Genomic DNA, 12416 nt, shown 5'->3' on the forward strand with positions numbered 1-12416 from the left:
ATCTATTTATGTAGCTGAAGACATGAAAGGAATGGATGATAAACCTATGAGATGTTTGTGCGAACAACAGGAAACACATGAAGTAAAACTGGAAGGGGATATGGAAACAGATCCTCTTTGGTGCATCCATTGTGGATGCAATCTTGAAATAGAAGATTTGCCAGTCTCTATTAGCTTGCAAGTTGAATTAAATAAGTGGGCTGTAGCTTATGGGGACTGGATCGATTGGGAGAAAGACAGATTGCTTCCTAATGGACAGATGCTTGAGGAAGAACACAATAAAATGGGAATGGATCTCACTGAAAAGTTAAAGGATGAGCTTAATGGAAGTTTAAAAGTTGTATTTTCACCTTCCTCAATAGTCAGCGATTATCAGGGGAAAAATTGAAGTGGTCTAGAATATAGATTACAAAATGATGTAAAAGGTAAGCGTTACAGGGGTGTTCGACTTTAGCATCTTGTATTTCTTCAGTGATTTATGGTGAACTAGACCATTAAATGATAGTTTACATATGACTGCTTTATGAGTAGCTGCTTGAATATGAAGGGAGAGAAGATGTGGCAAGGTCACCTCTTCTCTCCCTTTTTGTCTGTAAAAGTATACTTTTACGAACGCTTTTATTTTCTAACGTCTACTTATTTCAATTTATCAAATGTAATTTTTTGGTATAATGAAAATAACAACGTATTACATATCTTGAATTGCTTGCTGATGGTGTAGTAATGGGTTCAAGGAATTGAATGTAACAAAAGTGCAGTTAAGTTACATTCAAAAAAAGTTTATATAAAAATGTACTGTGGGAGCGAAGGCAGAGCCAATCTATTTAATGATTTTGAATTGGAACGAAAGGTGTGAGAAGAATAAATATAGAAGTCGGCTATTTCCCGAAAAGTTACTACGGACCAAAACCTGATGCGGGCGGCTATTTCCCGTTTGCGCTGGACGGTGAAACCAAATACGTTTTCGCCATTTCAGGCTTTGATTTATCCGAATACGGAAATGAGCTTGTACCGTCATGGATGACTCATGCGCAGGCATTTCCGATCTACGTTTGTGCGAAGGTCTTAGACTTTTGGCAAGATGAATTTGAACAATATTGCAACGCTTCGAACATTCAGTCTGATTGTATTGGCCGTGGAAAAGATTATTCGTTCTTCGTTTCGGAGATTGAAAACGAAAAGCAGCTAAAGGCGATCTTCCCTTATTATATTATGCTGAGTATTGCCAATGAATTGGTAGTATGGTCCAGTCATAAAAGCGTATTCAGCCTGAAAAAAAGAGAATGGACAGGGGTTTATGAAGGGCATATTCGAAAAACGATCGTTGTTAAAATGGAGGCTGATACCAGCCTATTTTGGATTGGCCATGACGGGAACTTTATCGCAACAGTTTCAAATCAATCTCAATTTTCAACTTATGAAGCTATCATCCAAACAATTCCTGGATTTGTAACTTCAAAAATAGAGGAATACGAATAAAATGAATGTAACTTATTGTGAATTAAGTTACATTCGAAATCCGTATTCTAGGCGATTTATCAGAAAATTTCTCCAAACTGATTTCAAAAGAAAAAATGATACATTCAAAAGGCTGCTCTTCAAGGCATTAAAGATTGGATTTAGAAAAGAGCTACTTTGACATGTCAAGATTTATCGCAAGTAAGGGAATTTGAATCTGATCTTTTTATAAGCTTTTGTAAATTGAAGATACAACAGAGATTGTTTAATCAGCTAAATTCTTTGCATCCTTAGTACAGTAATATTACAAGGCTTATTTTTAATCAACTATATTGCCGGCACACAGCTCGATTATTTAGGTGCAGTTTTTTATTTCGGAAAGTTCAAGTGTGAGGGGGAGAGAGGGCTACGGTTGCGGATAGGAACAGATTACGTATTTTAAACCAAAAATGCCCATTCAGCCGGAATAAGCTGAATGGGCATTTTTTTCCGTTCTATTTACTTGCTCACTTTTTCGCATAGTCTTCTTCCCATACCTGATTTAAAACCTGGCTGAATGCTTCAACCGGCTGTGCACCCGAAACAGCGTATTTATTGTCGATTACAAAGAAAGGGACACCTTGCACACCGACTGCACGCGCCTCAGAAATATCCTGCTGCACTTTTTCAGCGTTCATTTTATTTTCCACGACTTTACGTACTTCAGCACCGTTAAGGCCGGCTTCTTCTGCCAGGCGGACGAGGGTATCGGTATCGCTCAAAATTTCGCCTTCTGTGAAATGCGCAACATAGGAACGCTGGAAGAATTCATTGCCTTTTCCTTGTTCTTTTGCATATTGGAAAACGCGATGTGCGTCAAAAGTGTTTGCCAATTTCGCTATGCCGTAATTGATATCGACCCCTGAGCGGGTTGCCGACTCTGCCACGTTTTTCAGCATCGCTTCAGCCTGCGCTAAAGGCAAGCCTTTCATATCCGAAAAAGTCTCGGCATAATCTTTACCGGGCACATACTCCCCGTCGGGCATCAGCTGAAAGCTTTTATATTCAATAGTAACGTCATCCGCATATTCAAATTTCTCCAAAGCCCCGTTCAAATGGGCCTCGCCGATAAAGCAGAACGGGCATACAAAGTCTGACCAGATCGTGATTTTCATTTTTCAGCCTCCTTTGTTTGATCAATCGGCCCACAGATGCCTGTTTGGACATCACAGGCAATTCCGGTGGAATCACCAAAATCAATCAGCTTAATTCCATTAAGGTCCTGTAGTGTATGGTTTGATGCAGCCTGTTTTACTGCTGTCGATTCATTTTTCATTTCTTTACCCATTCCATAACCCTCCTTATAGCATGTTTATCATTGATGGTAAAGGAAAACGCAAACATGTTCCAATAAATGGATTGGGTGTTGCTGAAGTGAGCCGTTTGCGCAGGTTGTAACTTCTTTCTGTCTTCGTTTTTTTAAAAAAATATTAATGGGAGCGTTTAAATGCAACCCATACAGAAAAAACGCTGCCCAAAGGCAGCGTCAATAAATATCTTCATTCATAGCTGAAAGCAAGTCAGCCTTATCCAAAAATTGCAGCTTCTCAATTTTTCCTTCCTCAGAGGCAATGGCTTCGCCTTCGAAAGAATATGGATGGACTTCTCCGTTTGTATTTTTGTATTCTACTTGAAAAGTAAACTGGTACATTTTCGAATTGTGTTCGTTCTGACTGATCTCTATGTTAGACGCAGCCAGGTCGTAATCACCCTCAAAACCACTGTACATGAACGCTGGCGTTGTATTTAAAAAATTGCCATAGCCATTTTCTGTGAAATAAGAAGTATACGTCTCAGCCATATAGTTCATATAATTTTTCCATACCGGTGTTTCCTGTAAAGCATCAAACTCTTCTTGGTTTTCCACATTGTTTTGAGCTTCCATCGCAGCAGCCCATAATTCTTTATATTTTTCGTCTGGCCCATTGAATTCTTTTTCAATAACAGCTCGGATCGCTTGTTCACTTTTATCCATCGTCTCTTCCGCTTCTGCTCCATTACCCTCTGAAGTCCCGTTAGCTGAACAACCCACAATCAATAAACCAGCGAATAACAAAAACAGAAGCCCGAGTGCCTTTTTTCCAGATATGTAATTGATGTTTTTAATAAAATACATAAAAATACCTCCTTATATATTTTTAGAAAAACCTATTTGTGCTTCCAAAAATGTTCTTATAGCATTAATACGAATGAAGCTTTAAACAGTTTCAATTTTCTTGCAATTGATTTACATTTTACCTTTCTGTGAAACCCGTCACCCCAACATAAAAGTCCTCCAACAATCTCTTAAAGAGTGTTGGAGGGCTATTCATACGCAAAGTATCGCAAAGAGATTAAATATACTTGTTCAAGCCTCTATATACATCCACGATGTCATTGAGTTGGATTCGCACCAATCCACTCGAAGAAGGGGCAACGAATTCGATGGCGCCGGGAACGACCGGGTCTGCCTGGACACCCCAATCGATCTTGCGCTTGTTGCTGAATTCTTTGTAAACGCCTTTGCCGACAAAGCACACGGCATTCGGCTGGTACGCTTCGATTTTCTCGCGCAGCAGGGCAGCGCCTTCTTGGTATTCCTCTTTTGAAATATCCGCAGCTTCACGGGTTGGGCGCTCAACGATATTCGTCAGGCCAAAACCGAGTTCAAGCAATTCCTGGTTTTCGTGCGGCGCGAATTTCCTCGGCGTCAATCCCGCTTCATGGAGGATCTTCCAGAAACGGTTCGTCGGGTTCGCGTAATGGTAGCCGGTTTCGGATGAGCGGATGCTCGGGTTAAAGCCGACAAACAAGATTTTCAATCCCGCCTCTAAATGGTCTGGGATGGGTTCTAAATGCATGATCGGTCACTCCTTACTCTAAGAACAGTATAACGAAGTTTCCCTTTTTTATTGGGAATTACACATTTGGAGATGGCATAAAAAAACGTTTCCCACTAGCCACTTGGGCTAAGGGGAAACGTTTAGTGGGAAAATTAGTATTTGTACGATTGGCCGCCGTCGATGTTGATGACAGAAGCGTTGATGAAGCGTGAGCTGTCAGACAGCAGGAAAGCGACAAGGTTGCCGACTTCTTCAGGTTTACCGAAGCGTTTCATCGGGTTGACGCAGACAAATTCTTTGCCTACTGCCTCCCAATCGTCGCCGCCGATTTGCTTGAGCGAACCTTCGACCATAGGCGTCATGATGGCGCCTGGTGCGATAGCGTTGATGCTTATGCCAAATTCGCCGTATTCAATGCCGGAGTTGCGGGTCAAGCCGACGACGCCATGTTTGCTTGCTGCATAGCCGGACTGGTTGCCGACGCCGCGGATGCCGCCGACTGAAGCTGTGTTGACGATCGAGCCGGAGCCTTGCTCTTTCATGACTTTCAAGACGTGTTTCATACCGTAGAAGACGCCGTTCAAGTTGACGCTGACCACTTTGTCAAATTCGTCAGAGCCGTAATTTTCCGTGAGGTTCTGTTTGCCTTCGATGCCGGCATTGTTGAAGAAACCGTCGATTTTGCCGAACGTGTCGACTGCGAATTGTACGTAATTTTTCACTTCTTCTTCATTCGTAACGTTTGCTTCGACCAGTTCGACTACCGCTTCAGGAGTTGCTTGAAGAACTTCTTTTTTCGTTTCTTCCAGAGAATCTTTGTTCATATCAACGAGCACCAATTTGGCGCCTTGTTTGGCGATTGACAATGCCGCTGCGCGCCCAAGTCCTGAACCGCCGCCTGTAATCAAAACAACTTTGTCTGTAAAATCGATCATTATGAATCTCTCCTCTATTTATAGGTATGCTAAACTGTAAGTAATAGACTCCTTAAGTGTAACCGGTTGCAAAAGCTGGCTCAATCAGTAGAAAAACAGCAATTGTCGAATTAATCGACAATTTAGTACGAAGTGTCGATTTTTTCATTGGAGGCAGAGGCAATGATGGAAAATAAACGAAAAAATACCCCGCATAATGAACGGACAAAACATCAGTTAAAACAGGCTTTTGTCCAGTTGATCAATGAAAAAGGCTTGAGCCATGTGTCTGTCACGGATATTGTGGAGCGGGCACAATACAACCGGGCAACGTTTTACCTGCATTATTTGGACAAGCCGGATATCACGGAAGACCTCAAGCGGGAAATGTTCCAGCAGGTGAAGCGAACGGGAATGGAACGCTACCAGCCAGGCAAACGGGTCAATGTCAGGCAGATGGATGCGGAATCGTTCGAGCTGGTGAGTTTCATCTATGATAACCGTTCTTTTTTCAATCTGTATTTGAAGGAAGATACGATTCCAGGGCTGTACCAGGATTTGCCGAAAGCGATTTTCGAAATGCTCGACGAGAATTTCACGTTCAGCGCAATCGGCCACCACGACATCAATTCATCCCAATTTAAAATGTACATGGCCCATGGCACCACAGGCATTATTCTCGACTGGGCACGAAACGGCTACCAGCAGTCGCCGGCTGAAATCACGCAATTGCTGATCGGCATCTTGCAGGCATTTGCTAATGGCTTCACGATTGCGTCTAGTGATTCCCGGGCGTAAAGCAAAGGCTGCATGGACAATTCCATACTTGCAAACAAAAAAATCCCCTCCGGCTTTTGCAGCGGAAGGGGATTTTTGCGTCAACGCAATTCGACGTTTATAGTGCGGGCTTTAACCGGTACGCCGTCATCTTCAGCATTTTCGATACGCTTGATTAGCGGCACGATTTGGACAGAAGAAGCTTGCGGATCCAGCGTTTCGAAAGTGAACTGTAATTGGGATTCATTGCCTGTGCCGAAATGCATCGGATACACATTGCCCAGGTTGTCTACGAGCTGCCAATCGGTGATGTAACGATCTTCATCGATGTCTTTTTTATGCATCGTCAGCACCGTTGACAATTTTGTCAGGCGCAGTTTGTCCAGCTTATACGAGCCGCCTTCAAAATCAACGGTTTTGCTGATTGGAATCTTAACGCTGTTGAGGGCATTCAATTTGAAAGCAAATTCCCAGTCGCCGTCGACTTTAGCGCCGGTTTCCATGTCAGTGAACGATTCGGGCGTCCAAGTAAGCTTCACGGTTTGCGGCGCTCTCCACAGGAAATCCGGGGCCATGGTAATCATGCCTGCATACGTCGTGTCGTTCACTTTGTTCATCAAAGTGAAGGAGCCGGAACCGCGCGTCCAAGGCGCTTCAAGCAATCCGTCGGCATTTGGAGAGGCTCCGAGATCTGTTGGCGTCTGCAAAGCGAAAGCGACTGTCACCGAAGTACCGTCGTATACCGCTTCTTCAATCGTTATCGTAGATCCATTGCTTGTTTCTTCCAAACCGATCGGCTGAGCCACTTCGCTGAAATGGTTGAAAATGAGTTCTTCGCCATCGAAATAGGAAACGATGTCTTGCAGAATCGGAATTTGCGATGCCAAGGAAGGGAATGCAACGAATGTAGTAGTTGAAACAGCGACGGCAATACCCGCTGCAAGCGCCAAGTTTTTCAGCCAAGGCGATTTGCGGCGCTGTCCAAGAATGCGCTTTTTCATTTGTTTCTTTTCAAGTTCCGACACGTCGGCCTCCGGAATGTCTTCAATATCCGTTGTCAGCCATTTGTTCAAGTCGCTCATATAAACCTCTCCTTTCCACCGAATAAGGTCGCCAATTTCCGTTTCCCGCGGTACAGCCGGTTATCGACAGCTGATACGGTGATGCCTAAGGCTTCGGCAATTTCTGCGTTCGGCAAACCGAGGAAATATTTCATCAAGAACAAGTCGCGGTCCGCTTCCGGCAAACTATGGAGCCCGGCCAGCACTTCGTCCCGCGCTTCTTTATCAAGCACCGTTTCTTCTGTGTTATTGGAAATGCCTGCTTCCCGCACCTCGCCGGTGACCGATTCGCGCTCGAGCCGCTTCATGTGGCGGCGGTAACTGTCGATCGCTTTGTATTTCGCCACCATGCCGGCCCATTTCCGAAAATCGTCGGCATTCCCGTCAAATTGCCTAGCACGCAGCCAAATGGTCATGAACACATCGTTCAGGCATTCTTCCGCAGCTTGTCGGCCGCAGTTTTTCACGAGGATGTGCTGGCAAATCCCTTTCAGAAACGGCATGTATGTATCAATCATGTAGTTGAGCGCCGCTTCGTCTTGCCGTTTCAACCGAGCGATGAAATCCTCCACTGGAATCCCTCCGTTCCCTTGTTACTGTATACAACGACGAATGCGAATAAAATCTCGCGCATTCTAGATAAAATTTTACAAGCCCTGTTTTGGCGTTAACATGAACAAGTCTCGCGTCAGCATGAGTTAATCCCACTTTAACATGCACTAATCAATCGGTAACATGAACTTCTGGAAAAATAAATTGCACTAGCAAATTAAGCATCATTCCAATGTTCAAAAAGGCAATGATGAAAAGCCTTTCGCTTGGGCGAAAGGTTCCTGCGATTAAAAGAAGGCATTCCGCCAAGACAGAATACCAACTGTTGTGTAACCGATTCGCTAGCCTAATGTCAGTTCACGATATTCAAAGCCGCCAATAATCTGTAGAATGGAGACAAAGCAAACTGGATAACGAAAGGGGCACGACTTTATGACGCAAACATTTCCATTTTCAAAAGATATCAGCCTGGCCTTCAAAAACGATCCACCGGGGCAATGGCTGCTGACATTGCCTGAAGGCTGCATCCGATTGAGTTCAGGCTATCCGGAGCCTAAATTAGTACCAGCTGAAGCCATAAAATCCGCTACCATCCGGCTGCTCGATGAAGAGCAGGATCTGCCGCTGCAATACATCGGCAGTCCGCGGATTCCGCAATTGAAAGAATTTCTCCGCCAGCGGATGGCGAAGCGGGGCGTGGAACTGACGGACGAGGAGCTGCTTGTGACTTCCGGTGCGTGCCAGGGGATTGACCTGGTGTCTCGTGTTTTATTAGACGATAAGGCGGTCGTCGCGCTCGAATCTCCGACATATATGGAAGCGCTGGAAGTGTTCCGGAATTACACGGAGCATTTTATGAATATCCCCGTTGATGGGCAAGGCATGGATACCGCAAGATTTGCGGAAATGCTGGCAAACCGCAAACGCGAAGGGTTAACGCTGCCGCGCATCCTTTATACGATCCCGACTTCGCAAAATCCGACAGGCACAACGATGTCGCCGGAACGCAGGCGCCATCTGCTTGAGCTGGCCGAAGAATTTGGTTTCCTCATCCTGGAGGACGATGCATACGGCGAATTAACTTTTGGTGATAAGCCTGAATTGCTGAAAGCGATGGACGGCAACAGTGAACGCGTCATCCATATCGGATCGCTGTCAAAAGTCGTCGCACCCGGCATGCGCATTGGTTGGGTAGCGGGCGGCGAGAAGTTGGTCAGCACCTTAGGATGGTTCAAGAAAGACCTGAACCATCCATTTGCGCAGTCGATCATGGCGTCGTTTCTGGAAGCCGTTGATTTCGACGCGCATCTGGAGTCGCTAACGGGTGTGTATAGCGCGAAAAGCACGGCGATGATCCAGGCGCTTGAGCAATTCATGCCACCCGCAGTTACATGGTACGCACCAGAAGGGGGCTACTTCATGTGGCTCCAGCTTCCGGGTATCGATACAGCGGAAATGCTGCCGCACGCATTAGCGGCCGGCGTATCGTACGTTCCGGGCAAGCATTTTCATCTCGACCAAGGACGCTGCGAATACTTGCGGCTTTCGTTCAGCTATGCCGACGTGGAAGCGATTGTCGAAGGTGTCCGCAAACTAGCAGAAGTAGTCGGCGCAAACTTGCCGCAGCAAGAGCCGGAAGGCGAATGAAACCTACGCTTTTTCTAAATTAAATGAATGCATAAAAAGAGAGCTATCCTCAACGGAACGCTCTCTTTTTTGCATCTTCACTTTTTCATTTCCTTATGCGTGAACGGGCATTTGCCTTGGATCGGCTCGCTGTCGTCACCGATGAAGAACTGCTTCCATTCGTTATGCGTCGGGTCGCCGAAATGGCTGATGTCCGGATGCGTCGGCAAATGATCCCACGCTTCAACACGGGTGCGGACTTTATCCCGCGACATGACGCCGCCTTTTTCCGTCCCTTTCAAACCTTCGAATATGCGGCGCGGCTGGAAGCCCAGCACCATGGCATTACCGAGGTGGCGGGTCTTGCGCTGCTTGTATGCAGGGGTGTTGCCGAAAACGAAAATCGGTTCGCCGTCGAACGTAAAGTCCCATAAATAATGGTCTGGGTCGCGCGGTGCCTCAGCGGGCCATTCCGTTTTGTCGACATCGTGCATATACTGCAGCAAGTCCCAGAACTGCTTACGGTAATCTTCAATCGACCCTTCCGTTTCAAACGGCTCCACAAAGACGAACAAGCCGTGGCGTTTGTGTTTCGGGTCGTCGAACAGCTCCAGAAAACTGGAAACCGCTGCCGGCAAATTACTCCAATCATCCTGCGTCACATAAGCGTAGCGGAGTTCGCCTTTCAATTCACCACTCATCCCGAAATAGCAGGGGAAGGTTTTATCGGTGACCGTGTTGTGGAAAGTCTGGTATTCGTTCAGCAGCCATTCCGGCAGATCGGTACGGGTTTGGAAATCTTCTTTTGTTAATAAAGCATGTGTTGTCAAGTTCACTGAAATTCCTCCAATTAAGTAATAACTCTCTCTAAGGGAATTTCCCTGTCGGCGCATAAATGAAACTAGGGCAATCGCTTTATTTGATCAAATGGGGTTTCTATATAAGTTGAATTTATAGTTAATAATCGATATTCCGCAAAACAGCTGCGCTTGCCGCGGGCGAGCGCCAGGCCTCCTCAGTCGCTTCGCGCTTTGCGACGAAGCACGCAGTGCTGCAACGTACTTTTTGTCCCGAAGCTAGCGTAGCGATGCAGGGACAGGAGCAGTACGGTTTTCTCCGCTATTTTGCTCCATATCTAGTGATATCTTAGCGACGGCGCGTCAAGGGGCTAGGCAAGGAAATGGCCAAATGGAATTTGGACTGTTTCCTTTGCTTCGAAGCTAGGCGAAGCGATGCAGAAGCAGAAAGGTCTTAGCTATGAGATGAGTGTTCTTCTCGGCTCATGGCGAGAGCCTTGCCCAAAGCGACCGAAGCGGTTTTCAATATACTACTTCTTTAATTCAACATATATAGTTATTCCACTATATACTCATTCTCTGCTGGATAAGCAGGTCCTTGCTGCGGTGTGAACCAGGCTTCAATCTTATAGGTGCCAGGCTCAAGGTCAAGCGGCGGAACCTCCAGCTCATAGCTCAGTTCGCCGCCGGCTGCTGCGGTTTCCTCACCGAGCACCTGAGCATATGAGCTGACTGAGGAATGCAGGAATACCTGTTCATCCGCTTCGTTGTAAAGTGCAAAATCGAAGCGCTGGCTGTTTGTAAAGTTAAATGTCACTGCTTTATCCGTGCTGTTTTTCAGGGTATAGCGGTAGCCGGCATTTGACTTTTCGAGTGTTGCGGCCATTTCGCCTTCATTGCCTCCTTCTGATTTCCCTCCATTTGTGCCTTCGTCGGGTGTGCCGCAAGCGCCAAGCAAAAGTGCCAGCACTGCGAGCAATAAAATTGTCCATGTCCGCATGGTTCTCTCTCCTTATAAAGCGATTTACAAGTTAGACCGTTGAATGTGGATAAAAGTTACAACGCGATGAAGAAATAGCAACATACCATTGAAGCCGCCGCTGCATTATACTAATCTTACTTATAGAAGGTGGCAGACACTATGCCTGCAATTGCAAAAGACTTTAAAGATGCATTGATATCAAAGATGAAATGCCTGTCCACCAGTTCGCTGTCTTTACTGAAGTACATGGCAACTCTCTTGGTACCGCTGTATATTATCTATTTGTTTTTGAATTCACCCAAACTAAGAAAGGCAATTCCGGTCACAACGGAATCGCCTTTCTTTTTTGATGGGTATATCGTTCAGGTAATCGACGCTTCGTAAATGGTCTGGATGGAATCCTCGATGGACGCATTAAACTCGTCTTCGGATTGGCTGGCGCTGACGCCTTCGGACAAGCCGCGGGAAAAGCTGGCAATGAGGCCGTTATTGGCCGCCAATTTTTCATTGGCTTCTTTGCGCGGATAGCCGCCGGACAGCGCAACCACACGAATTACACGTGGGTGGTCAATCAATTCTTTATAGAAGTTGTTGACGGTCGGGATCGTCAATTTCAGCATGACATTTTCTTCTTCACCCAGTGAATCGAGAAGGTTCAGAAGTTCCTGCTTCAACAATTCCTCGGATTTTTCTTTGTCTGCGCTGTGGATATCAACTTCCGGTTCGATGATCGGCACCAGGCCGGCAGCCATTATTTGCTTAGCCACTTCGAATTGCTGTTCCACGACTTTGCGGATGCCCGCTGGATTCGGTTCTTTGATGACCGAACGCATCTTCGTGCCGAAAATATGGCGTTCGTTTGCCCGCTGCAGCAGTTCATCAAGATTCGGAATCGGCTTCATCAATTGCGCACCGTTTTCTTCGTCAGCGAGGCCTTTATCGACTTTCAGGAAAGGCACGACGCCTTTTTCTTCCCAGAGGTAATCCGGTGTATACTTGCCTTCAACTTCACGGTCCATTGTCTGTTCGAACAGGATCGCACCCAAAATCGAGTCGGAATTGAAGGAAGGGGCGGTCATGACCCGCGTCCGCATTTCGTGGATCAAGTCGTACATTTCCTCTTCATTTGAATATTGGTCTTCTGAAACTCCGTAAAGCTTCAGCGCCTTTGGCGTACTGCCGCCGCTTTGGTCAAGTGCGGCCACAAAGCCTTTTTCATTCTTCACACGGTCGAATTGTTGTTGATTCATCATCCCAGCTCCTTAGATAAATTTTATCGTGAAAATTTAAACTAACAGAAAGCCTTTCATTGAATAGTTTAACAATTAATGACGGATTATTCAAAATAATTCTGAACGCTGTAGCTTTTTAATGCAAAGGGATTGGAT

General features: G+C 45.7%; 15 protein-coding genes. 5 read left to right on the forward strand and 10 right to left on the reverse strand.

Translation table 11 applies throughout. The features are described from left to right. Positions 1-22: 22 nt before the first annotated feature. Both AC4EHJ_RS12320 and AC4EHJ_RS12325 read left to right on the forward strand, forming a co-directional pair. The gene (locus AC4EHJ_RS12320) at positions 23-388 is read left to right on the forward strand and encodes an immunity protein CdiI family protein (protein ID WP_490975921.1); all 366 of its coding nucleotides are present in this window, start codon (positions 23-25) and stop codon (positions 386-388) included. Between the two features lie 464 nt (positions 389-852). Then, on the forward strand, positions 853-1479 hold the full coding sequence (locus AC4EHJ_RS12325; protein ID WP_490975922.1) for a hypothetical protein: 627 nt from the start codon (positions 853-855) through the stop codon (positions 1477-1479). A gap of 485 nt (positions 1480-1964) precedes the next feature. On the opposite strand, the gene AC4EHJ_RS12330 is transcribed toward AC4EHJ_RS12325, so the two are convergent. The 5 genes from AC4EHJ_RS12330 to AC4EHJ_RS12350 form a co-directional block, all read right to left on the reverse strand. Further along, a complete protein-coding gene (locus AC4EHJ_RS12330) occupies positions 1965-2612 on the reverse strand; it encodes a DsbA family oxidoreductase (protein WP_490975923.1) in 648 nt (215 codons plus the stop codon). Next, entirely contained in the window at positions 2609-2785 is a 177-nt protein-coding gene (locus AC4EHJ_RS12335; RefSeq protein ID WP_490975924.1) for a hypothetical protein, read from the reverse strand. Before AC4EHJ_RS12335 ends, AC4EHJ_RS12330 begins: the two co-directional genes overlap by 4 nt. 198 nt (positions 2786-2983) lie before the next feature. Then, complete coding sequence (locus tag AC4EHJ_RS12340; RefSeq protein ID WP_490975925.1) at positions 2984-3613, reverse strand: hypothetical protein; 630 nt, start codon at positions 3611-3613, stop codon at positions 2984-2986. A 217-nt stretch (positions 3614-3830) separates the two neighbouring features. Then, positions 3831-4337 (reverse strand): G/U mismatch-specific DNA glycosylase, encoded by a 507-nt coding sequence (mug, locus tag AC4EHJ_RS12345; protein WP_490975926.1) that lies wholly within the window; start codon positions 4335-4337, stop codon positions 3831-3833. 134 nt (positions 4338-4471) lie between these two features. Beyond that, positions 4472-5254, reverse strand: a complete 783-nt coding sequence (locus AC4EHJ_RS12350) for an SDR family oxidoreductase (protein WP_490975927.1) — start codon at positions 5252-5254, stop codon at positions 4472-4474. Positions 5255-5416: 162 nt separating this feature from the next. On the opposite strand from AC4EHJ_RS12350, the gene AC4EHJ_RS12355 reads away from it, so the two are divergent. Beyond that, positions 5417-6031, forward strand: coding sequence for a TetR/AcrR family transcriptional regulator (locus AC4EHJ_RS12355; RefSeq protein ID WP_490975928.1), 615 nt, complete (start codon positions 5417-5419; stop codon positions 6029-6031). Between the two features lie 80 nt (positions 6032-6111). Here AC4EHJ_RS12355 and AC4EHJ_RS12360 read toward each other — a convergent pair whose 3' ends face one another. Together AC4EHJ_RS12360 and AC4EHJ_RS12365 are read right to left on the reverse strand one after the other, a co-directional pair. After that, on the reverse strand, positions 6112-7092 hold the full coding sequence (locus AC4EHJ_RS12360; protein ID WP_490975929.1) for a DUF4179 domain-containing protein: 981 nt from the start codon (positions 7090-7092) through the stop codon (positions 6112-6114). After that, positions 7089-7643 (reverse strand): sigma-70 family RNA polymerase sigma factor, encoded by a 555-nt coding sequence (locus AC4EHJ_RS12365; protein WP_490975930.1) that lies wholly within the window; start codon positions 7641-7643, stop codon positions 7089-7091. The genes AC4EHJ_RS12360 and AC4EHJ_RS12365 overlap by 4 nt, the downstream gene beginning before the upstream one ends. A 412-nt stretch (positions 7644-8055) precedes the next feature. On the opposite strand from AC4EHJ_RS12365, the gene AC4EHJ_RS12370 reads away from it, so the two are divergent. After that, positions 8056-9270, forward strand: a complete 1215-nt coding sequence (locus AC4EHJ_RS12370; protein WP_490975931.1) for an aminotransferase-like domain-containing protein — start codon at positions 8056-8058, stop codon at positions 9268-9270. Between the two features lie 77 nt (positions 9271-9347). Here AC4EHJ_RS12370 and AC4EHJ_RS12375 read toward each other — a convergent pair whose 3' ends face one another. Together AC4EHJ_RS12375 and AC4EHJ_RS12380 are read right to left on the reverse strand one after the other, a co-directional pair. Further along, complete coding sequence (locus AC4EHJ_RS12375) at positions 9348-10085, reverse strand: YqcI/YcgG family protein (RefSeq protein WP_490975932.1); 738 nt, start codon at positions 10083-10085, stop codon at positions 9348-9350. Positions 10086-10602: 517 nt separating this feature from the next. After that, a complete protein-coding gene (locus AC4EHJ_RS12380; RefSeq protein ID WP_490975933.1) occupies positions 10603-11046 on the reverse strand; it encodes a BsuPI-related putative proteinase inhibitor in 444 nt (147 codons plus the stop codon). Between the two features lie 141 nt (positions 11047-11187). On the opposite strand from AC4EHJ_RS12380, the gene AC4EHJ_RS12385 reads away from it, so the two are divergent. Beyond that, the gene (locus AC4EHJ_RS12385; protein ID WP_490975934.1) at positions 11188-11412 is read left to right on the forward strand and encodes a hypothetical protein; all 225 of its coding nucleotides are present in this window, start codon (positions 11188-11190) and stop codon (positions 11410-11412) included. Here the strand turns inward: AC4EHJ_RS12385 and AC4EHJ_RS12390 are convergent. Next, positions 11391-12278 carry a fructose bisphosphate aldolase gene (locus AC4EHJ_RS12390; RefSeq protein WP_490975935.1) on the reverse strand — a complete coding sequence of 296 codons (888 nt, stop codon included), beginning with the start codon at positions 12276-12278 and terminating at the stop codon, positions 11391-11393. The two genes, AC4EHJ_RS12385 and AC4EHJ_RS12390, sit on opposite strands and share 22 nt — an antisense overlap. Positions 12279-12416: the final 138 nt, after the last annotated feature.

It is taken from the genome of Planococcus sp. TJ-301, assembly GCF_058268475.1.